Source organism: Mariniphaga sp., from assembly GCF_041687215.1.
In the GTDB taxonomy this organism is placed as follows: Bacteria; Bacteroidota; Bacteroidia; order Bacteroidales; family Prolixibacteraceae; genus Mariniphaga.
Window position 1 is genome coordinate 25,207 of the sequence record NZ_JAWLCI010000004.1, and the last position, 24,280, is coordinate 49,486.

At 39.8% G+C, this 24,280-nt stretch carries 15 protein-coding genes; 14 read left to right on the forward strand and 1 reads right to left on the reverse strand.

Features of this window, described 5'->3' with window-relative positions; all coding sequences use genetic code 11:
- The first annotated feature begins 71 nt into the window (after window positions 1-71).
- Window positions 72-2,627 (forward strand): adenosylcobalamin-dependent ribonucleoside-diphosphate reductase, encoded by a 2,556-nt coding sequence (locus ACESMA_RS02925; RefSeq protein ID WP_372947265.1) that lies wholly within the window; start codon window positions 72-74, stop codon window positions 2,625-2,627.
- 123 nt (window positions 2,628-2,750) lie between these two features.
- Here the strand turns inward: ACESMA_RS02925 and gcvH are convergent, their stop codons facing one another.
- Window positions 2,751-3,131 (reverse strand): glycine cleavage system protein GcvH, encoded by a 381-nt coding sequence (gene gcvH / locus ACESMA_RS02930; RefSeq protein ID WP_372947266.1) that lies wholly within the window; start codon window positions 3,129-3,131, stop codon window positions 2,751-2,753.
- A 196-nt stretch (window positions 3,132-3,327) separates the two neighbouring features.
- Between gcvH and tsaE the strand changes: the two genes are divergently transcribed.
- The 13 genes from tsaE to ACESMA_RS02995 all read left to right on the forward strand — a co-directional run bounded on the left by tsaE (window position 3,328) and on the right by ACESMA_RS02995 (window position 24,195).
- Window positions 3,328-3,747: a tRNA (adenosine(37)-N6)-threonylcarbamoyltransferase complex ATPase subunit type 1 TsaE gene (tsaE, locus tag ACESMA_RS02935; RefSeq protein ID WP_372947267.1), complete on the forward strand. Its 420-nt coding sequence runs from the start codon at window positions 3,328-3,330 to the stop codon at window positions 3,745-3,747.
- Between the two features lie 58 nt (window positions 3,748-3,805).
- The gene (locus ACESMA_RS02940) at window positions 3,806-5,026 is read left to right on the forward strand and encodes an alanine dehydrogenase (protein ID WP_372947268.1); all 1,221 of its coding nucleotides are present in this window, start codon (window positions 3,806-3,808) and stop codon (window positions 5,024-5,026) included.
- An 18-nt stretch (window positions 5,027-5,044) separates the two neighbouring features.
- Window positions 5,045-5,899 (forward strand): LytTR family DNA-binding domain-containing protein, encoded by an 855-nt coding sequence (locus tag ACESMA_RS02945; protein WP_372947269.1) that lies wholly within the window; start codon window positions 5,045-5,047, stop codon window positions 5,897-5,899.
- 241 nt (window positions 5,900-6,140) lie between these two features.
- Entirely contained in the window at window positions 6,141-7,175 is a 1,035-nt protein-coding gene (locus tag ACESMA_RS02950; RefSeq protein ID WP_372947270.1) for a FecR domain-containing protein, read from the forward strand.
- 270 nt (window positions 7,176-7,445) lie between these two features.
- Entirely contained in the window at window positions 7,446-10,661 is a 3,216-nt protein-coding gene (locus tag ACESMA_RS02955) for a TonB-dependent receptor (protein ID WP_372947271.1), read from the forward strand.
- 20 nt (window positions 10,662-10,681) lie between these two features.
- Window positions 10,682-12,376 carry a RagB/SusD family nutrient uptake outer membrane protein gene (locus ACESMA_RS02960; RefSeq protein ID WP_372947272.1) on the forward strand — a complete coding sequence of 565 codons (1,695 nt, stop codon included), beginning with the start codon at window positions 10,682-10,684 and terminating at the stop codon, window positions 12,374-12,376.
- A 79-nt stretch (window positions 12,377-12,455) separates the two neighbouring features.
- On the forward strand, window positions 12,456-13,922 hold the full coding sequence (locus ACESMA_RS02965) for a PKD domain-containing protein (RefSeq protein ID WP_372947273.1): 1,467 nt from the start codon (window positions 12,456-12,458) through the stop codon (window positions 13,920-13,922).
- Between the two features lie 6 nt (window positions 13,923-13,928).
- The gene (locus ACESMA_RS02970) at window positions 13,929-15,167 is read left to right on the forward strand and encodes a sulfatase-like hydrolase/transferase (RefSeq protein WP_372947274.1); all 1,239 of its coding nucleotides are present in this window, start codon (window positions 13,929-13,931) and stop codon (window positions 15,165-15,167) included.
- Window positions 15,168-15,322: 155 nt separating this feature from the next.
- A complete protein-coding gene (locus ACESMA_RS02975; RefSeq protein ID WP_372947275.1) occupies window positions 15,323-17,242 on the forward strand; it encodes a hypothetical protein in 1,920 nt (639 codons plus the stop codon).
- Between the two features lie 42 nt (window positions 17,243-17,284).
- Window positions 17,285-19,762, forward strand: a complete 2,478-nt coding sequence (locus ACESMA_RS02980; protein ID WP_372947276.1) for a hypothetical protein — start codon at window positions 17,285-17,287, stop codon at window positions 19,760-19,762.
- Between the two features lie 18 nt (window positions 19,763-19,780).
- A complete protein-coding gene (locus tag ACESMA_RS02985; RefSeq protein ID WP_372947277.1) occupies window positions 19,781-20,977 on the forward strand; it encodes a M14 family zinc carboxypeptidase in 1,197 nt (398 codons plus the stop codon).
- A gap of 89 nt (window positions 20,978-21,066) precedes the next feature.
- Entirely contained in the window at window positions 21,067-22,308 is a 1,242-nt protein-coding gene (locus ACESMA_RS02990; RefSeq protein ID WP_372947278.1) for a M14 family zinc carboxypeptidase, read from the forward strand.
- A gap of 27 nt (window positions 22,309-22,335) precedes the next feature.
- The gene (locus ACESMA_RS02995; protein WP_372947279.1) at window positions 22,336-24,195 is read left to right on the forward strand and encodes an FAD-dependent oxidoreductase; all 1,860 of its coding nucleotides are present in this window, start codon (window positions 22,336-22,338) and stop codon (window positions 24,193-24,195) included.
- The last annotated feature ends 85 nt before the right edge of the window (window positions 24,196-24,280 follow it).

Below are 24,280 nucleotides of genomic sequence, written 5' to 3' on the forward strand. Positions count from 1 at the left end.
AGCACAATTTCAGAACAGAATTAACTCATTTTAAAAATAAATTAAAATACATTAAATATTAACTGGACACTATGGCATTTGAAGAAGTATCAGTAAAATCAACCGCGACCGGGAAAAAAATTTATTCGCAGGAAGAAGCGGTAAAAGCCTCCCTGGTCTATTTCAAGGGAGACGATTTGGCAGCACGGGTTTGGGTAAACAAATATGCCCTGAAAGATTCTTTCGGGAATATTTTCGAACGCACGCCCGATGACATGCACCGCAGGCTGGCCAAAGAAATTGCACGAATTGAAAAGCGGTACCCTAACCCGCTTACAGAAGATGAAATTTTTAATGTTCTGAAAGAATTCAGGTACATTGTACCGCAGGGAGGACCCATGACCGGCATTGGCAACGATTACCAGATTGCCTCGCTTTCGAACTGTTTCGTTGTTGGCAACGACGGCAATTCCGACTCTTACGGCGGAATAATGAAAATTGACCAGGAACAGGTTCAACTCATGAAACGCCGCGGAGGTGTGGGGCACGATTTATCGCACATCAGGCCGAAAGGCTCTCCGGTAAAAAATTCGGCACTTACCTCTACAGGCATTGTTCCGTTTATGGAACGTTACTCCAACTCTACCCGCGAAGTGGCTCAGGACGGTCGCCGCGGTGCGCTTATGCTTTCGGTTTCCATTAAACACCCCGATTCCGAAAGCTTTATTGATGCCAAACTGGAGCAGGGAAAAGTAACCGGGGCAAATGTATCGGTTAAAATTGAAGACGAATTTATGAAAGCCGTTGAGGCAGGTGTAAATTATGAACAGTCGTACCCGATTCATTCCAAAAAACCAGTTTACAAAAAAGAAATTGATGCCGGAAAGCTCTGGGAAAAAATTGTAAAAAATGCCTGGCAATCGGCCGAACCGGGAATTCTGTTCTGGGATACCATTATTAAAGAATCGGTACCCGACTGTTACGCCGATTTGGGTTACCGCACCGTGTCCACCAATCCGTGCGGCGAAATTCCGCTTTGCCCATACGATAGTTGTCGCCTGCTGGCCATCAACCTCTATTCGTATGTTGAAAACCCGTTTACAGCGAAAGCAAAATTCAACTTCGAACTGTTTAAAGAGCATATTCACTATGCCCAGCGCATTATGGACGACATCATCGATCTGGAACTGGAAAAAATAGACGCCATTATCGACAAAGTGAATGCCGACCCGGAAGAAGAAGAGATTAAAGCAGTTGAGAAAAAACTGTGGGAAAATATTAAAAGAAAAGCAAAAGAAGGCAGGCGCACCGGAATAGGCATAACTGCCGAAGGCGATATGCTGGCTGCACTCGGACTGGAATACGGAAGCGACATTGCCACCGATTTTTCGGAAGAAATCCACAAAACCGTAGCGCTGGAATCTTACCGTTCATCCGTTTTCCTGGCCAAAGAACGCGGTGCGTTCACCATTTACGATACCGAAAGGGAAAAGGACAATCCGTTCATCAACCGGTTAAAAAATGCCGATGCTTCTTTGTATGAAGAGATGACAAAATACGGTCGCCGTAACATTGCGCTGCTCACCATTGCACCAACCGGAACCACCAGCTTGATGACCCAAACAACTTCGGGTATCGAACCGGTATTCCTTCCGGTTTACAAACGTCGCCGCAAAGTTAATCCAAACGACAAAGACGTGCGGGTTGATTTTGTGGACGAAGTGGGCGATCACTGGGAAGAATTCATCGTATTCCACCACAAATTTAAAATCTGGATGGAAGCCAACGGACACGATACCAACCGCGAATATACCCAGGAAGAACTGGATGAAATCGTAAAAGATTCTCCTTACTACAAAGCCACTTCAAACGATGTGGACTGGTTATCGAAAGTACGGATGCAGGGAAGAATTCAGAAATGGGTGGACCATTCCATCAGCGTGACCATAAACCTGCCGTCGAATGCAACGGAAGAACTGGTTGGCCAGCTTTATTTTGAAGCCTGGAAAAGCGGTTGTAAAGGTGTTACCGTTTATCGCGACGGATCACGCTCGGGAGTTCTTATAAACAACAACGGAACCGAAAAGAAAAAAACAGGGTTCCCGACTAAACGGCCGGAAATACTTGAGGCCGATGTAGTCAGATTCCAGAATAACAAGGAAAAATGGATCGCTTTTATCGGGTTGATGGACAATAAACCTTACGAAATTTTCACCGGTTTACTGGACGATGAAGATGGAATTTTATTGCCGCGTTCCGTAACCGTTGGTTATATTCTTAAAAGTTACGACAGCGACGGAAACTCACGGTACGATTTCCAGTATATAAACAAGCGTGGCTACAAAACCACCATCGAAGGACTTTCCTACAAATTCAACCCTGTATTCTGGAACTATGCGAAACTCATTTCCGGAACATTGCGGCACGGAATGCCCATTCATAAAGTGGTGGAACTGGTGACCAGCCTTCAACTCGACAACGAAACCATAAACTCGTGGAAAGCCGGTGTGGCAAGGGCGCTGAAAAAATACATTCCCGATGGAACCCTGGCCGAAGATGCACTGTGCGAAGAATGTGGGTCAGACGAAGTGGTTTACCAGGAAGGTTGCCTCACCTGCCTGTCGTGCGGCTCCTCAAAATGCGGATAATTGTTTGTCTTTTCTGAAAGATTCCAGCTATATGCAGAATAAAAAACCAGGGTTGAATTTCAATCCTGGTTTTTATTTACCTGCTAAAAATGTTTTAAACAGAATATGGTATAAGTTGGATTTTTACGCCTCAACCATTTTTTTGTAATCATCAGCAGAAAGAAGATCATCAATCTCAGATGAATCACTCATTTTTATTTTGATCATCCAGCCTTTGCCGTAAGGATCTTTATTAACGAGTTCCGGTTCGTCGGCCAGGGCTTCGTTCACTTCAGCAACTTCGCCGCCCACGGGCATAAACAAATCTGAAACGGTTTTTACGGCTTCAACTGTTCCAAAAGTTTCCCCTTTGTCCAGTTCTTCGCCTTCAGTTTCAATTTCAACGAAAACAACATCGCCCAATTCTCCCTGGGCAAAATCGGTAATTCCAACTGTGGCTGTATCGCCCTCAACACGAACCCATTCATGGTCTTCGGTGTATTTCAATTCTGCTGGTATTTTCATTGTTTCAATTTTTAAGTTTTGGTCAAAATTAATACTTTTTACCGAAACGAAACTTTTAAACACAACTCAAATCCCTGATTTATGTCTTATTTTTTATTGTCAGCCCCAGATAATACTATTCATTTTGTAATATTGCAATACGAATTGGACATCCGAATTCGTCAGATAAAAAATCATTAACTGGTTCAGGAAAAAAATGTATTCAGAAAATGTAACCACAATAAAAGCTTTGGGAAGAGCGGCAAAAAAACTCATCAACGCGTTTCCTGATCAGCGGGTTTTCGCTTTTTATGGAAAAATGGGTGCCGGAAAAACTACGTTTATTCAGGCTGTTTGCCACGAACTGGGGACGCCCGACAATGTAACCAGTCCCACTTTTGCGCTCATTAACGAATACAAAACCGACGCTGGCGGTTCTATTTTTCATTTCGATTTTTACCGGATAAAAGACCTGGAAGAAGCGTTTGACCTGGGCTACGAAGATTATTTTTACAGCGGAAATTACTGCCTGATTGAGTGGCCCGAAAAAATTGAACCACTACTGCCCCAAAATGTTGTGGAAGTAAAAATTGACGTGCAGGAAAACGGAGACCGGCTAATTTCAGCAAAATTTTGAAAATTACACATTTGAATGTAACTTGCTAAACCATTTAATCACTTAAAACTGATTGCGCATGACTACCCGTGAAGGAACAAAAGAGAACATGGCGGTTTCAAAAACCATGCTGATGCCCCAGGAGGAAATGCTGGAAATTCAGAACAAAGGTCAAAAAATGAAAATTGGAATTCCGTCTGATCTTGAGCAGGTGGAATACCGGGTACCTCTTACGCCGCAAGCCGTTGATTTGCTTACATCTTACGGACACGAAATTCTGATTGAAAAAAATGCCGGTAAAATGGCCAGTTATTCCGACAAAGAGTATCGGGCAACAGGTGCTCAGATAGTGGAAAAAAAAGAAGAAATTTTCCAGTGCGACATCATTTTACGGGTGGCTCCCTTCAACGAAGACGAAATTGACCAGTTGCGCGGAAACCAGGCCATTCTGTCGAATATGCAAATTCAGGCCCATTGCAGCGAGTCCATTCAAAAACTAATGCAAAAACGGGTAACCACCATCGCTTACGAAAACATTGAAAACGAACACGGATTTGCACCTTTCGTGCACCAGATGAGCCAGATAGCCGGCGCCACGTCCATTACACTGGCCAGCGAATACCTGAGCAACACCCGAAACGGAAAGGGCGTACTTTTTGGCGAAGTAACCGGAATCACACCCGCCGAGCTGGTAATTATCGGCACCAGTACTGCTGCGGAATATGCTGCCCGGGCAGCGCTAAGTCTTGGCATTTTAGTAAAGGTTTTTGACACTTCGGTTTACGACCTCAGCAAACTGGAAGAAAAACTGGGACAGCGCATTTTCACTTCGGTGTTTTATCCGAAAGTTTTACGCAAAGCGCTTATTTCGGCCGACGCAGTTATTGGCGCCATGCAATTTAACACCACACCAAAATTTAAAGTTTCCGAAGATTTGGTAAAACAGATGAAGGAAGGTTCGGTTATTATAGATTTGAATGCCAGCCAGGGCGGATGTTTCGAAACAACCCGGTGTACCGACCTCAAAAATCCGGCTTACTTAAAACATGGCGTTGTACACTATTGTGTGCCCAATTCTCCGGCCATTGTGGCCCGAACCGCATCCATTTCTTTAAGTAACATCCTGATACCGATTTTACTTTCAATTGGCGACAGTGGCGGGGTGGACAATTACATCAAAAACTCACGCGGTTTCCGCAAAGGAGTTTACATTTATCACGGTATTTTAACCAATCACGAAATCGGGCGGTTGTTTAACCTGCCTTCAAAAGATATTGATTTGCTGCTGGCGGTATTTTAATCAATGAATGAAATAAAAATGCCTGGCATTAAAAATAAACCTTACCCTTTTACCGATGATTTGAAACTGAATCTTCAGTCGGCTGCAGGCATTTCATTGGGCCTGTTTTTATTCCTTTTGTTTTTTCAACCCCTCGATCCTCCGGTTTCGGAATTCAATAAAAAACTTTTAATCCTGGCCGGGTTCGGAGTCATCCACCTTTTGCTGCTGACCGGTTGCCGAATCGTTGTTCCATCTGTTTTGCCCAATCTGTTTCAGACTGAAAAATGGACTATAAAAAAAGAAGCTGTTTTACATCTGCTTTTTCTCATTCTGAATTCAGTTGCTTTCGCTTTTTATGCGCGTTACGTTGGAAAAATCGGGGTAAACTTTCATATTGCGGTGAATATTGTTTTGATTTCTGCAGCGTCGGTTGCTGTGCTGGCTATTGTAACCGAATATAAATTCCTGAAAACCAAACTTCAATCAATTATGGCGCAAAACCAGGATATAGACGCTAAAGAACCTGATGCTGACACGTTAAATGGAATTGAATTTGAATCGGAAAATCAGTCGGAACGGTTTTTTCTGTTCCCGGAACAAATTATTCTTATCAAATCGGCAGGCAATTACATCGAAATCATTTACAAACAAAATGAAAAAGTGAGCCGGAGAATGGTTCGGAACACCCTGGCTTATGCAGAACAGCTTTTGACACAATACCCGTTCCTCATCCGGTGCCATCGCTCAACGGTTGTTAACATCCACTGCATTCAAAAAGTAAACAAAACATCCGAGGGGTTAAAACTGGATTTGCTCGATTATTCCCGGGCTGTAAATGTATCGCGCCAGTATGTGCTAAAAGTTAAAGAAGCACTCGAACAGCCCCAGTGACAAATGCCATTTGTCCCTTTCCAGTCGCATTCAGCCCAAGAAACTATTGATAGTTCCCCTTTAATTCCCCCTTTGGCATACAGCCGTTTTCATGGCAAAATCTCAGCTAAGGGGGACGCGCTCCGAACAAGTATTGAAAACAATTAAATTTGATTTTTTTTCTCAAATCAATATGTGTATTTTCCTTCCCATTCGTCTAAACAATACAAAGCGCCAAAAAGCGCATCAGAATAAGAAATAAATGAAGGATTACCATATAGAAGAATTGATTCCTTCCTGGTTCGAAGGTACATTAAACCCGGAGGAAAGGGAAAAGGTAGAACAGTGGAAGGCGGCATCTGAGGAGAACCGGCAAATCTTTGCCGACTCCCTCAGAGCCTGGGAAGGAATAGAACAACTGCGCCGCATGAAAAAGTACGACCCCGAAAAAGCCATTCAGCAGGTCAATGGCAAAATTGAGAAGCAGAAAAAAATCAGACTATTTGATATTTTCCAAAAAGTGGCAGCAATTCTTATTCTGCCGCTAATTGTTGCAACGCTCTGGTTTGCACTGGAAAAACCGCAAAAAACACCCGAGCCATTTATAGCGTGGCACACTCTGGAAATTCCCGCAGGCATGCGGTCAGAGTTTTACCTGCCCGACAGCACCAAAGTATATCTCAACTCCAAAACCAGCCTCAGTTATCCACTGGTTTTCAACAACTCCATTCGCCAGGTAAGACTCTCCGGCGAAGCCTATTTTGAGGTGGCTGAAAATAAAGAAGTGCCTTTCATTGTCAATACCGGCAGAATTAATATTGAAGTAACCGGTACAGAGTTTATTGCCACCAGGTACCCGCACGAAGAACTCACCGAAATTGTACTGGTTGAAGGAGGAATTAACCTCTTTCAGGGTGACTATCACACCACAAAAAAAGACATCATTCAGTTGAAACCCGGAGAAAAAGCAATCTGTATGGAATCCGAAAATAAATTGGCAGTTGATAAAGTGAATACCGCTAAATACAAAGCATGGAAAGAAGGCCTGCTTGTTTTCCGCGATGACCCGATGCCCGATGTGGTTCGCCGCCTCAACCGCTGGTTTAATGTGGACATTCAGCTTGAAGGCCCGGAATTAAAAGGCTGGGCTTATACCGCTACCTTCGAAGATGAATCGCTGGAGCAGGCGCTCGAATTGCTTAAAATATCAGCGCCTATTGAATATACCATCAAACGAAGAGAAATGAAAACCGATAAAACGTTTAGCAAAATGGAAATTGTAATAAAACAAAAATAGAATGAACTAAAAAAGGGACGCCTGGCGCCCCTTGAGTACTTTTCGCCTTTCTCTTTCCTGACCGAAAGAAAAGGCCTTAATAACCAATTTATTAATTTAAAAGCATGTAAATTTATGGAAATTTTATGTAGTACCTGGCCTGTGATACAAAAACTATGGGCCGAAAAAACGTTTCGTAAGATGAGGTTAACATTGTACGCTTTAATCCTCGCGGTTGCCCAGAGTTACGCGCTCGGTAGTTATGCCCAGGCAACAAAGCTAAATCTGAACATGGAAACCTCCACTGTTCGCGAAGTTTTGCTGGAAATCGAAAACATGTCGGAATTCCGGTTTCTTTACAACAGCAAAATGATTGATGCCGACAGGGAAGTTAGTGTTGAATTTAAAGACCTTACCATCGACAAGGCACTCGACAAACTTTTTAAAAGCTCCGATGCTGCCTGGCAGATTATCGACCGGCAGGTGGTGCTGTTTTCAAAAAACGAACCGGTTTATGAAATTGTTGATTTGCAGCAGCAGCAAACCGTTTCCGGAACAGTTACCGATTTTGGAGGACAGCCATTGCCTGGTGTTACTGTAATTATAAAAGGAACTACCCAGGGAACGGTTACCAATGCCGACGGGAATTACTCACTTTCCAATATTCCCGAAGATGCCACTTTGGTATTTTCGTTTGTGGGAATGTTGACGCAGGAGGTGGTTGTTGGGAGCCAGACAAATATTAGTGTGGCTTTGGAACCAGATGTGATTGGAATTGAAGAAGTGGTTGCTGTTGGGTATGGAACCCAAAAACGCAGTAATTTAACAGGTTCGGTTTCTGATATTGGCGGAGATAAATTGACACAAAGAAATGTTGTGCAGACTGCTGATGCTTTACAGGGGATTGCTCCGGGTGTTAATATTAATGCCAGATCTAGTCAGCCAGGTAGTCAAAGCTCTATTCGGGTTAGAGGGGAAGGAACTCTTACAATTGGGGCATCTGCATCTAAAAATGATCCGCTTGTTTTAATTGATGGTGTGGAAGGAAATATAAACGATGTCGAACCAAGTAATATCGAAAGTATTTCAATTCTTAAGGATGCGGCATCTGCAGCAATATATGGTTCAAGGGCATCTAATGGTGTCATTTTAATAAATACAAAACGAGGGAAAGATGGCGAATTATTTGTCTCATACGACGTTAATGCTGGATATCAGTTCGTTACAGACCAGGTTGAATTCTCAGATGGTTATGATTTTATGACTCATTATAATGAAGCATTAACAAACGAGGGGAAAATTCCGGCTTATGACCAGGGATATATTCAAAATTGGCAGGCAAATCAACCTAGTGACGAATATCCACATGTTAATTGGAATAATTCCGTATTAAAGAATTCAGCATTTCAACAAAAACATAGTTTAACGGTTAATGGAGGATCTAATAAAGTTAGAAACTTATTAATGCTAAACTATCTTGACCAAGAATCAGTTATGCCAAACACTAATTTCAACCGTTTTGGAATAAGATTAAATACTGACATTCAAGCGACAGATAGATTACATTTTAGATTAGACTTTAATGGAATTTCTTCGAAAACTGAAGAACCCTCTCAAGGAGTATGGTATCAGTTGCATCGAGCAAAACCAGTTCAACTTGATAAATTATCGGATGGAAGGTATGGTGTCGGGTATGCAAACATCAACCCCTTGGCTATGGCATTAGATGGTGGTTTATCAATAGGAGAAAGAAAATCAGCCATTTTTAATGCAAAAGCAGAATATCAAATAACAGAAGATTTGAATATTGAGTTTACATTTGCACCTACTTATAAAATATATGAAGGAGATTCATTTATAAAAATGTACGATACATATACTTTTGAAGGGAATAAGGCGGGAAGTTATCCTGCTAAAAATCAACTGAATGTAAACTTCAATAAATCTCAAAATATTTATTCTAGTGCCTTATTAAGATATCAAAAATCTTTGGATGTTCACAATTTTAACATTATTGCAGGCTTTGAACAAACTGAATATTTATACAAATGGACAAACGCCTATAGAGAAAATTTCCCCTTACAGGATTATAAGGTTTTAAATGCTGGCGATGCGGCAATTCAATTAAACTCTGGCAGTGGTCATGAATGGAGTCTTCGCTCGATGTTTGGAAGATTTAATTATAACTTAAATGAAAAATATTTACTTGAGGCAAATTTTAGATATGATGGGTCTTCCCGTTTTGCAGAAGGAAATAAATATTCATTTTTCCCATCCCTTTCAGCAGGTTGGAGAATTTCTGAAGAAAATTTCATGGAAGATATTCATTTTTTAAGCAATCTTAAACTTAGAGGGTCATGGGGAATGTTAGGAAACCAACAAATTGGTGAATATCCTTTTGTTTCTACTGTTGATTTAGGAACTAGTCATGATGTTGTTTTTGGAGAGCAATCACAGGGAGGAGCATCAATTACAACCTACTCAAATAGTAGCATAAGATGGGAAACTACAACTATTACTAATTTCGGATTAGATTTAGGGCTTTTTAACAAATTCTCACTACTATTTGATTATTATATTAAAAGAACTGATGACATTTTACTGCGTTTACCAATACCAGCAACAATGGGATTCAGTGCACCATATCAAAATGCAGGAAGTGTTGAAAACAAAGGCTGGGACCTGGCAGCAAGCTATAATAATCATGATGGAGAATTTAGATATGGAGTATCTTTTATGCTTTCAGATGTTAAAAACAAAGTATTAGATTTAAAAGATACTGGACCATATAATTACACTGCAACAACAATTAGAGAAGGAGAACCTATAAATGCTATTTTTGGGTATGAAGCTGATGGTTTATTTCAAACACCAAATGAAGTTGCAGAACATGCTTTTCAAGATGGAACGGTGGGACCTGGTGACATCAGATACAAGGACCAATTGACTATTGATTCTGATGGAGATGGTATTCCCGATACTGCTGATGGAGTTATTAATGCAGATGACCGGGTGGTTATAGGTAATCAAATACCTCGATTTAGCTACAGTTTTGATCTTACTGCAGAATATAAAGGTTTTGATGCCAGATTGTTTGTTCAGGGAATTGGAAAGGTCGATGGTTATTTAGATAATGATGCAATATGGGCTTTCTACAATGGAGGAAAACTTCAAAAATGGCATATCGATTCACGATGGACTCCCGAAAACCCAAATGCTGAATATCCCCGATATTGGATAGCTTACCAAAATAATCAAAAAGTATCTTCTTACTGGATGAGAAGTGCAGCATATTTACGGTTGAAAAATGCCCAACTTGGATATACACTTCCCAAAGAATTAACTAATAAGTTAAAGCTTGACAAATTAAGAATATATATTGCAGGTGATAATTTACTTACCTTAGATAATTTTTATCCGGGATGGGACCCAGAAACAAGATTACGTGATAACGATGTTCATCCATTTTTTGCTTCCTATACTTTAGGAATAAATGTACAGTTTTAGTAAATATTAAAAAAATCGTTATGAAAATAGCATTTAAAGTTTTAAAATTTAAAGCAATAGCATTATTAATTGTTTTGCTTTTCTCTTGTGATGATAATTTTTTAAATAAATATCCATTAGATTCACCTTCAACTGAAACTTTCTACAGTAATGAGAAAGAATTAATTATGGGAATAAATGCTTGCTATAAAAATTTAGTAACCGAAACGGCCAATTGGGGAAATTTTAATTCAAGAATGTTCCCGTGGCATTTAGAAACTACGACAGATATTGCATGGGAAAGATATGGTAGTGATGTTGGAATAGGCATTCATGATTCTCAATCTGGATATCCAAGAACCCAGTGGAACAGAATGTTCAATGGAATTGCTAAATGCAATAGCCTGTTAAGCAATATGGATAAGGGGAAGGAGAATACGAATGAAGAAGTATTTAATAGAATTAAAGCAGAAGCAAAATTTCTCAGAGCATATTTTTATCATCATCTCATAGAATTATATGGAGATGTACCCCTGTTAGAAGAAACTCCTCCCTTGGAAGAACCCAATGTATCACGAACTGAAAAATCTGTAATAGTTGATTTTATCCTGAATGAATTTGAAGAAGCTTCAATAGATTTACCCATTGAGTATAGTGGATCGGATAAAGGGAGGATAACAAAGGGCGCTGCTCTAACATATAAAGCTCGAACAGCATTATATAATGAAAAGTGGGATATAGCGATTGATGCAACACAGAGGGTTATGAATTTAGGGGTATATTCTTTGTACCCGAATTATGAAAAATTATTTCACTATGAAGGAGAGAATTGTGATGAAATAATTTTGGATTTTCAGTTTAAAAAACCAACAAATTTTCATAGCTATACATTGGATATGTCACCTGATAATGGAGTCGCTTCTTCATGGAACTATGTTATTCCATTGCAGGATTTAATTGATTCATATGAGGCAATTGATGGCAAGCCCATAGATGAATCTCCTATTTATGACCAGTCAAATCCATTTAAAAACAGAGATCCTCGTTTGAGACAATCAATCTTTTATGATGGAATGAGATTTGGTACTTGGAATATTTATACTCATCCCGACAGTATTTACACATGGCAATTTCGGGAAGGTGGAGACTCCATTCGTGTTCAAAACACTAATGTCACGAGTGCATATGGTTCATTTTCGGGGTACCATTGGAAAAAATATGTTGATGAAATAGATGCTTATGAAAATCCATACGAATCAGAAATTAATCTAATTCTTTCACGTTATGCTGAAGTCCTGTTAATGTATGCCGAAGCTAAAATTGAAAAAAATAATATTGATCAAACAGTTTTAGATGCAATAAATCAGGTCAGACAACGACCAAATGTTAATATGCCGGAAATTACTACTACAAATCAAATTGAATTGAGAAAAATTGTTAGGAGAGAAAGAAAGGTTGAGCTGGCTTTTGAAGGTCTTCGTTTGTATGATATAAGAAGATGGAAAATTGCAGAAAAAGCATTAAACAGACCTGTGTTTGGCAGACCAAAAGGCAGTTATGATATTATTAATGTACCTGACATTGATGAAGATGGTATTCCACATTACGGAAGTGATGAAAATAATCTACGTATTATAACAGACAGAAGTTTTAATCCGAACAGGGATTATTTATGGCCAATCCCACAAGCTGAAATGGATGTAAATCCAAATTTAAAGCAGAATCCTGGATATTAAATAAATATTGAGAGAAATGGAGCCAAATCCATTTCTCTCAATTTCTATAATTTTATAACATACGACAAAAAATAGATTGATGAAGACAACAAAAGCATTATTTATAATCGTCTTCCTCTTTGGATTCGTTTTGAATACAAAAAGCAAACCAAAAGATGAAGGTATAGTAGTTCTCAATAAACCTGGGTATCCCTATATTTTTGAGCTGAATATAGGAGAAACACATGTTTTCAAAAGAATTGACAAATTGAATGATGTTCAAAAAAAAATCAAATTGATATCAGTTGAACCATTTATAGAAAAAAATTATTGGTTTAAAGATATTGGGCTTGATTACAACTTTTATCAATTTAAAGTTAAACTTGAAGTAGATGGTAATATTGTAAATCTGTTTCACAGGCCATACGAAATGCCTTTAACTGCAAATGGGCTTAGAATCTATATTGAAAATATAAAAAAATTTGATGAAAGTGCTATCTATGGTAAATGTGGAAACTTGGAGAAAGATGTTCGAATTTCTCTTCGTTTGGAAAATGAATCATGGGGGCCTGAAAATTTAGTTTTTCCCATTAATGATTATTTATGGCATTCTGCTGTTTATAAAAATACCTGGTCTTCATTAGTCCCGTTTAATCACCTCTATTATCACAGAGGAGAGGATTTTGGCGCCATTCCTGGTAAATTAAATGTTGTTTCACCTTGTGATGGATTAATTACCAAATCCCCGCTTCCAAATGGTGATGGGGGCTCTAATGGGATTTGCATTTTGAATGATGACGGTGTTGAATGGCGCTTCGCGCACATGGATATTGAGAATATTAACAAAAAACATTCAGAAGGAAATTTTATCAAAGCTGGTGAAATTATAGGAAAAACTGGAATGACATGGAATGGTAAAAAAAGTCAAACTAATGATCCACACTTGCATGTCCATTTGTCAATTAATAACATAAAATTAGCCTCATTTCCCTTTTTGATGGAAATGTATTTGAAAAAATATCCAGACCCTGTTATTGCAGTAGCCGGTGGTTACAGATTTGCAGTGGTCGGAGATACTCTAAATTTAGATGCAAGCCGCTCTATAGCAAACAATTCCAAGCAAATAAAGGAATATAAGTGGAAATTAAGTAATGGAAAAATAATCAATAAGGCTACTGCTAAAAAAACTTATTACAAGCCAGGAATCTATTCTGAAGAATTAATTGTTACAACAAATGACGAATCTATAGATAGGGATTTTTTATATGTTACAGTTTATGATACTTTGCAAATTCAAAATTTAAAATTTCCAAAAGGATGGGCATATTATTACCCATTAAGAGGAATTAGACCAGAATCTGAAGTTCTTTTTTGGAATAGAATGACAAATTTAGCCTATAATGTAAAAATTAACTATGGCGATGATAATAATTGGTATGTTATTAAAGAAGAAAGCAAACATATTTACAAAAACCCAGGAAGGTACGTTGTAACTTTAATTACAAATGATTCCGAAGATAATTCATACTCGCTTAAAATGGAAGTAGTGGTTGAAAATTGTAAATAAATTGAAATGTGGAAATCCTTTTTGCTACTCCAACTATTTTTTATTGCAATCATTTTATTACTTTTCAAATCTTCGTTGGGTCAATATAAAGACAAAAAAAAGCCCAACATCATATTTATCTATACCGATGATCAACGCTTCGATGCTCTTGGAGCAAACAGTAATAATGTAATCATTACACCTGAACTGGATAAAATGGCTCAACAAGGCATTCGTTTCACTAATGCGAATGTTGTTTTTTCATTATGCAGTCCTAGTCGCGCAGCATTATTAACCGGACGTTACGGAAGTGCCAACGGGGTTTTACAGTTGGGTAGTGATTTAAATCCTAAAGAAATAACTATTGCCAATTATTTACAGGAAGCTGGATATCAAACTGGTATTTCAGGTAAATGGCATATTGGCAGGCATCCGGCTGATGCCGGATTCGATTTTTCGGTTTATTTCGAAGGGAACGGAACGTATTACGGACGCACAATTTATGATGAAGGAGAGAAGATCAATCCCGAAATGCATTGTGATTTATATTGTGCCAAGCGATCGGTTGATTTTTTAAAAGAAGCTGCAAAAGGTGATAAACCATTTTTTCTTTGGCATAATCCACAAACCCCTCACATGAACGGAAATTTAATTTGGGATGCACGAGTGGAAACTACAAAAAATTACAACGTTACTGAAATGCCTGTCGCTAAAAATCGTTTGGATGATTTATCCGGCAAACCGGAATACCTGAAACAGGTAAGAAATCTTACTCAGGCAAAAGTATATGGATATCCTGATTCTTTAGCTATTCAGCAACACACGATGGAATATTATTCGGTAATCACGGAAATGGATCAGTTTTTAGGTCTTTTACTCAGGGAACTGGAAAATCTCGGACTACGTGAAAACACTTACATTTTTTTCATGAGCGACAATGGCTGGATGTTGGGAGAACATGGCTTTACCAGTAAAGTGCTGCCTTATCGTCCTTCTTCACGCGTACCGTTTTTTTTGGTTGGTCCGGGACTGAAACCTTCTGTTAACAGCCAGATTGTGTTGAATATCGATATGGCACCAACTATTTTGGAATTAGCCGGAATAAAAATTCCTTCTGAAATCCACGGGGAAAGCATTATTCCACTACTGAAAAATAAAAATAAAAAATGGCGGTCATCTTTTGTTTATGAAGGATTGGGGACTTATGGCGCTGCAAAACCAAATCTTACCGTAATAAGTGAAGATTATCGTTATATTGAAACTTAAGGGGACAGTTTAACGGGCAAACCTACATTTGTTGAATTGTATGATCAAAGCAGCGATTCTCTGGAGATGAAAAATTTAGCAGGCTCTTCACAATATAAAAATCAAATAGTAGAATTTAAAAGATTAATAAATAACCACATTAATGCCATCTTGAAATGAAAACAAAGCATCTTTTATTAGTTACATTTATTTTCTTTTTTGCATGTTCTACGGTGCAAAATAAAATCAACCATGTTGACAATAAAATTATAGTTTCAGATTTATACAAACAAACCGTTTGGGGCATCGGTTTTGAAATTCAAAGCGATGCCATTGGTTCGGGAAACACTGGTTTACCCGAAGACAGGCATGCTGTGCCACACGACCTGATACCAGCGGAGCGCGAACGTTTTGCCAAAGAAATGTTGGCAGGTTTTCGCTATTGCCGTTTAGCCGGAGGATTGTACTGGCGTGGTTTGGACTCGGAGCAAAAAAAATTGTTCCCCAGATGGGAAACACAATTGGAAGAAATCCGCCAGATGATGGAATGGGCTGGCGTCGAAGGTGTTTCACTGGAATACTGGTCGCCTGCCCCTTATTGGAAAGCGAATGAGAGTTACCTTGGAAAAGGTTCGGAAGACCGCTACAACACACTGAAATGCTTTGGCCCGAACTTTGCTAATGATCCCGTTTACAAAGGCGACACGATAAAATTTTTAAAAGATTTCGGAAAAGCTTGCGTGACCGATGTTCAAACATTAAAGGATGTCGGAATAAAAGTTTCGAAGTGGGGATTGGCCAATGAACCCCATGTTTCTAATAATTCTTACTCCACATGCAAATATTTCAGTGCTGAAGATTATGTAATGACTTATTATTATGCAGCTAGCGCCATTCGAGAAGCCGACCCTGAAATTCTTTTAATCAGCGATACAGAAGGTGAATTTCCCAGAAAAATAGCCACGGGAATGCATCGTGCTGAGATTGCAGAACTTGTGGATGCTTACGTGGTTCACACGATAGGTTGGGATTCCGAAAGTGTAAATGAAGTTGGCAAAAATATTAAGAAGGAACTTCCTTCTCGTCCGTGGTTTCAAAACGAATACGAATATCTGAGGGGTGGCGCTACACCTGAGCGATGCCTGAACACAGTACAACACATTATGAATTCATTTCAGCTGGGCGAAAATCCAACCTGGTACTGGCTTCATGCCTTAAAACCTATTAAAAATGCCGAAGCCAGTGGTTATTCGCTCGGATTCTGGAAATCACTGATGGAAGAACATCATGTGAAAAACATCGGCGGTTACGAACGTTGGGTTAAAGGTCCGTTGATTAATAACTTGCCTAAAGAATTTGAAGAAATGGAGTATATCAATGCCATCCGACCGGGAAAAGATACTGAACCGGGGCTGGGCTATACTTTTAGCATTAATCAGAATGCTACTGGATACATGGTAGTTGAAGAAAAAGGAGGATATATCCCGAAAGGCTGGGAAAAAACAAACCTTGTTTTTGAAGACGAAGAACGGAAAGATTTGATTTATACTAAACAATTACTAAAAGGTCGTATCACAATTGACAATCATACCGGGGAAGAAGCCGGTATTTATGGCGCTCCTCATGCCGTATTTCTGAAAGGAGAAGATATGCAGAATTTCGATGTGGAAGTTGGAATGAGCAGTCCGATAAATATCCATTCCTTAGCAATGAAACTTGATTTGGAAGCTGCCAATATGAAACCGGGAACTTGGATTTATAATGATTTTAACTGGAATGCAGTGGGGAGTTTTGTAAAACACATGCCTTGGAACTGCAAAGTGCTGGACATTTCAGAAAACAGCTACAATAAAGATGCGCGGATTTTTGCTTACGAAAAACCCAATGGGAAACGTACCATCGTGGTGTCAAACCGCACAGGAAAAAATTATACCTTCAACATCAATACTGGCAAAAAGGGAAAGTGGCAATGTTATCGCTATACACCCTGGGAAAGAGGAGAAAATACAATGGGCATATTGGATAAGATGCAAAAAGGAAATGAAATTGTAACGGAATTGACGCATTTGAGCTGGGAGTTTTGGGTAGAAAATTGACTTTAATAATGGCACTAACAAACGAACAAAAAATTATATATCATGAAAAATATATTATTGATAACTATTATGTTCTTCCTTTCAGGTTGCACGTTACAGAATGGGAATAAAGAGTATAACTTACCTCGTCAAATCAGCGGTATTTACCCGCACCTTGCTTACTACAACAACGAAGGCGAATGCGGTACCGGGGCTGTTGTTCCATGGGCAGACAGATTGTGGGTTATCACATACGGGCCCCATCTCCCATTTGGCTCTTCCGATAAGTTGTACAAAATCACTCCCAAGCTGGAGCAAATCGTTCGCCCCGAAAGTATTGGCGGAACGCCTGCCAACCGGATGATTCATCTGGAAAGCAACCAACTTTTTATAGGCCCGTATGCCATCGATGCCAACCGGAATGTGCGGGTAATTCCTTACGAAAAAATGCCGGGTCGCCATACTGGAAACGCCCGCCATTTGTCTGACCCGGCGAATAAAATTTATTACGGAACCATGGAAGAGGGTTTTTACGAGGTGGACATAAATACACTCGAGCCTACTATGCTTTATGAGGACCGTAATGTAAGCAATCAGAAAGAAAAAGATGAATCGGCAAATCTGCCTTCTGCACTGCTTGAAGGCGCTCACGGAAAAGGTTTGTACTCGGGCCAGGGTGTGGTGGTATATTCAAACAATGGTGAAGCAACGCAGGAAGCTTTGCAGAAATTTGATGTGGAGGCGGGAGCGCTTGCCGAATGGAATGGAAATGAATGGAAAATTGCCCGCCGCAACCAGTTTGTTGAAGTAACCGGGCCTGGTGGAATTTATGGAAATGCAAATCCGGAAACTGACCCAATTTGGGCTACCGGCTGGGATCATAAATCGGTTCTCCTCGGAGTACGTAATCCCGAAACCGGCTGGGATTTTTTTCGCCTGCCCAAAGCCAGCCACAGTTACGACGGGGCTCACGGATGGAACACCGAATGGCCGCGAATCCGCGATGTTGGAACCGAAGGAAATCCCGATTACCTGATGACCATGCACGGCATGTTCTGGCGTTTTCCCAAAACATTTACTGCTGAAAATTCAGCCGGAGTTCGTCCACGGTCGGCCTATTTGAAGGTAATTGGCGATTTTACCCGGTGGAACGACCAACTGGTTTTTGGCTGCGACGACTCTGCCCATCGTGAATTTCTGAATAAAAGAAAACACAAGGGAGGAATCGAAGGTCCCGGCCAATCCAACTCCAACCTGTGGTTTACTTCATTCGAAAAACCCGACCAGTTGGGAACAAAAACAGCTTCGGGTTCTGTTTGGCTGAATGATGAAGTAAAAGCTGAAGAACCATCCGAGCCCTTCCTGTTTGCCGGCTGGCCAAACCGTTCGGCATGGATTCATAACAATGGCAGCAATCCCGTGTCTTTCCTATTCGAAGTAGATAAATCCGGAAATCAAACCTGGGAAAACCTGAAAACGGTAACGCTTACAGCCGGAGCTTCAACCAATATTGAATTCACTGAAAACGAATCCGGAGAATGGATTCGTGTGATAACCGATACACCCACCACAGCAACGGTGAGCTTTAATTATTCCGGACCCGAAAACCGGCAAACATCGCCATCCGCCAAATTTCAGGGCATTGCAGGAATATCAGGTTCAAAATCAATTGGAGGATTATTATACGGATTGGGTGACGATCGAAGAGCATTGGGAATTTCTACCGTAACATTTGAAAACGGAAAGGAAACTGAAACCGGATATTACGAACTGGACGCAGCATTAAATCTGGTAAAAAAGGAGGACCCGGAAACCAACACGTTTATCAAAGAAAAGTTTGCCATTCCTGAAAATGTAATCGAAATTGAAGAATCATCGGTACTGATTATTGACGACAAAAACCGCAGGTGGCGGCTGCCACTGGGAGCCGGTGAATATAAACAACCAACCGATGCAGCCCAACTGCGTATTTGTCGTGAAGTAGCCACCGAACGTGACCTTTTTCACGCCACTGGTACGTTTTACGAGTTGCCTGCTGAAAATGCCGACGGATTTGCCAAAATCAGACCTGTTGCTTCGCATAATTTCCGGATTCACGATTACGCCTCATATCGGGGCCTGCTGGTTATGACCGGGATTCATCCTGATGCTGAAGCAGGCGAACATATTATTCGCTCGGATGACGGACAAGCCGCCATTTGGGCAGGCGCCATCGATGATTTATGGGAACTGGGAAAACCGGTTGGAAACGGCGGTCCATGGAAAAACACAGCAGTGAAAGCCAATGAACCATCCGATCCTTATTTAATTGGATTTTATGACAAACGTTCTTTAGAAATTTCGCATGATGCGGGTGAACCTGTTACCTTTAAAATTGAAGTGGAACCTGTTGGACACGGCCCGTGGATGCTTTATAAAGAAGTTACAGTAAAACCCGGCGAAAAATTTAACCATCAGTTTTCAGAGAATTTTCAAGCCCGATGGATTCGGTTTGTGGCCGGTAAAAACTGTTCGGCCACTGCGTGGCTAGAGTATAAATAGATATCAAAATATAGAATCATGATTATAAGAAGAGTATTATTAATAGTTTTTTGCTTTTCAAATTTATTCACGAAAGGCCAAAATGACATTCAGATTTCTTCCGATTTCCCCGGAGGAAACATAGTTTTTAACAAAATATCCGTAGATACAGTTTGGCTAAAACCCGATTTATCGTTTACCAAAGGTGATTGGTTTTACTGGTATTTTAAAATTTCAGGAATTTCAGGAAAAAATATCATTTTTAAATTCGACCAAAATAATGTATTTGCGAAATACGGACCAGCCTACAGCATTAATAATGATTTTACCTGGAAATGGTACGGAGAAAACAGAATTGCTAATAACAGTTTTTCATTTTCTTTTTCAGAACAGGATACAATTGCTTTTTTCAGTGTGGCTTTTCCTTATACCGAAAAAAACCTAAATGATTTTTTGGGAAATTTGAAAAACAAGAAATTATTAAAATCAGACACGTTGTGTTTCTCCCCGGAAAATCGGGTAATTGAAAAAATAATTATCCCTTCCCTGAATGCAGAACCTAAACACAAAGTCTTGATTACAGCGCGGCATCATGCCTGTGAAATGATGGCAAATTATGTTCTTGAAGGTATTATTGAAAGTATATTGAATGACGTCAATTTAACATCTTTGAGAAATCAAGTGGAATTTATGATTATACCTTTTATTGACAAAGATGGTGTTGAAAATGGTGAGCAAGGGAAAAACAGAATTCCTCGTGACCACAATAGAGATTATGATGGTAAGTCTATTCATAATTCTACTGCAGCAATTAGGAAATTAATTCCTGACTGGAGTGAAAACAAACTTAAAATTGCCCTGGATATTCATTGTCCCACTTTAAATGGCAGATATAATGAAAACATTTATAATGTTGGTCAATCAACATATGAAATAGGTAAGAATCAGATAATTTTCTCGAAATTTTTAGAAAAAAATTCAATCGGAGAATTAAAATTATTTCATGAAAATTATTTGCCATTTGGAGAAAATTGGAATACTGATAAGAATTATTCACAAGGAATGAGTTTTTCAAGATGGGCAAGTTCATTGGAAGGTATTAGTATAGCAACAACAATCGAGTTCCCATATTCAAACGTTTCTGGCATTATGGTTACCAAAGACAATTCAAGAGTTTTTGGGAAAACCATTGCTTATTCAATTAATGACTATTTTGTAGAAATTTTGAAACAATAAACATTTCAAATAAGAACATGAAATATTTTCGAGATTTTATAAACGTGAATTTCTCAAAAAATTGTATGTTATAATTAAAAATAAATTACATGTCCATAAACAAATATTTGATAGCTTTTCCATTCTCATTATTGATGGTTTGCAATAATATTAAAGCTCAAGAACAGAAAGTATTAATCGACGTTGATTTCCCAGGAGGAAATATTATTGTCAATGGTAGTAACAACACAAGTACCCTATATTATGAAGTTACAGATGATACAATTTCAGTAAGACCCGATCTCAGAGATACAGAGGGTAATTGGTTTTATTGGTATTTTAGGGTTACTGGTGCCGCTGAAAAAACTTTATATTTTCAGTTTCCAGGTAGACATATTAGCTCTTTTGGTCCTGCTTACAGTACAGATGGTGGAAAATCCTGGCAATGGCTTTATGATGAGGTTCAAAACAATCACAGTAGCTTCTCCTATAGCTTTGAAAAAAATAAGAATGAAGTCCTGTTTAGTGTGGGAATGCCATATTTACAATCAAATTTTGATGAGTTTATAGCCTCATATCAGGATGATAATTATACAAAATTGGGAATGCTTACAGTTTCAAAAAAAGGAAGAAACATTGAGAAAGTAACAATTCGTAGTCCTAAAAAAAAACCAAAGTACAAAATTCTTATCACTGCAAGACATCATGCGTGTGAAATGATGGCAAGCTATGCTTTAGAGGGGATAATAGCATCAGTATTGGGAAATGATGATAAGAATATGAAATGGCTACGGGAGAATGTTGAATTTTTTATTGTCCCTTTTATGGATAAAGATGGCGTTGAAGACGGAGATCAGGGAAAAAACAGAATGCCTCGTGACCATAATCGTGATTATTCTGAGGTCAGCGTTTATAATAGTACCTCTGCATTACGTGAGAAGATTCCCAAATGGAGTCAGGGCCAGCTAAAAATTGGACTAGATTTACATTGTCCCGGAATAGTTGGCAATTGGCACGAACATATTTATTCAGTTGGTGCGGAAGATGAAAGAATGGCTAAACAACAAAAAATATTCATGGAAACTCTTGTTGAAAGACAAAAAGGAGAATTGCAAATTCTCCCCGAACATTCATTTCTTGAACATGGAACTTCATGGAATGTCACAAATACTTTTAAAAAAGGAGTTGGATTTCGTGGATGGGTCTCAAGTATTGAGGGAGTAACTCTTGCAATCTCATTTGAACTTCCCTATGCTAATAATAATGGACAACAGGTAATACCTGAAAATGCAAGATTGTTTGGTAAAGATTTAGCTGATGTAATATCAATATATCTTCAGGAGATTCATTAAAACTTAATTATTTTAAAAAGTGATATCATGAAACGAATAATGATAGTATTTACTCTCATATTGAGTTATTTTACCATTCTTGGGCAACGGTCAAATTCAATCTTCCTCGAAGCCGAAAACTTCCAGAACAAAGGCGGCTGGGTAGTTGATCAGCAGTTTATGTATTTGATGGGGTCTTCCTATCTTTTAGCGCATGGAATGGGCGTTCCGGTTGTCGATGCGGAAATAACTGTTGAATTCCCTTCAACCGGGGAATACAACGTTTTTGTAAGAACGTTCAACTGGACCTCTCCCTGGTATGATGGTGAGGGGCCGGGAAAATTTCAGTTGCTGGTAAACGGAGAAAAAACAGGTACAACCTTAGGTGCTTCGGGTTCGGAATGGCTGTGGCAAAATGCCGGTAAAGTAAACATTTCCGGTAAAAATGCAACGATTGCCCTGCACGACCTCACCGGTTTTAACGGCCGGGTGGATGCCATTTATTTCACTAAAGAAAATACACCTCCCCCCGGAGAGCTGAAGGCTTTGGCCAAATTTCGTAAAAAACAACTTGACATTCCCAAAAAACCTGAAAAAGCAGGCGAATTCGACCTGGTAGTAGTTGGCGGTGGAGTGGCCGGAACAGCAGCGGCTATTTCGGCAGCCAGACTTGGTTTGCAGGTAGCACTCATTCAGGACCGCCCGGTGCTGGGGGGCAACAACAGTTCAGAAGTCCGGGTTCACCTCGGGGGCAGAATTAATGCTGAACCTTATCCTGCCTTGGGCGATGTAATAAAAGAAATTGGCCCGTCGCGCGGAGGAAATGCACAACCGGCAGAGTATTACGAGGATGAAAAGAAAATGGAGATGGTGCTTGCCGAAGACAACATTTCGCTGTTTACAAGTTACCGGGCATTCGCAGTAAAAACAAAAGGTTCGAGAATTACCGAGGTGCATGCCCGGCATATTGAAACTTCAAAAGAACTTACTTTTACGGCGCCACTGTTCGCCGACTGCACCGGCGACGGTACCATCGGTTTTCTGGCCGGCGCCGACTATGCCATGGGACGTGAGGGGCGCGACGAATTTGGCGAACCCACCGCACCCGAAGTGGCCGATAAAATGACCATGGGCTCTTCGGTTCAGTGGTATTCGGTGGAGGAAAACCAACCGGTTAGTTTCCCGGAATTTCAGTACGGAGTGGAATTCAATGAAAAAAATACCGAAAAAGTAACCATGGGCGAATGGACCTGGGAAACAGGAATGAACTTCGACCAGATTAATGATTTTGAACGCATTCGCGATTACGGACTGCTGGTGGTTTATTCCAACTGGTCGTCGTTGAAAAATTCCCCTTCAACAAAAAATGAATACAGTAACCGCAGGCTCGAATGGGTCGCTTACATTGCCGGGAAACGGGAATCGCGCCGCCTGCTGGGAGACCTGATTCTGAAAGAACAGGACATTACAGATTATGTAGTTTACCCGGATGCTTCGGCGCCAACCACCTGGACCATTGACCTGCACTACCCCGACCCGAAAAACACGGAACATTTTCCGGATATGGAGTTCAAATCCATTGCAGTGCATAAAAAAATTCATCCGTACCCGATTCCTTACCGCTGTTTCTACTCACGAAATGTGGACAACCTGTTTATGGCCGGACGCAACATTAGTGTTACCCACGTAGCGTTGGGAACCGTTCGGGTAATGCGCACCACTGGTATGGTGGGTGAGGTAGTTGGAATGGCTGCATCAATTGCAACAAAAAACAAAACCAATCCACGAGGCGTTTACCAAAATCATCTGCCCGAATTAAAAGCACTGATGGACAAAGGCGTGGGCAAATACGATGCGGAAAATATGCAGAAATACAATGAAGGTTCCACTTTGGGGCCGAAACAATAAAAACTGTTTGGCAAATTAGCTGTTATTTATTCACAGGGAAACTTTTTTCCCTGTGAATTAAACAGATAAAAGTTATAAGTATAAA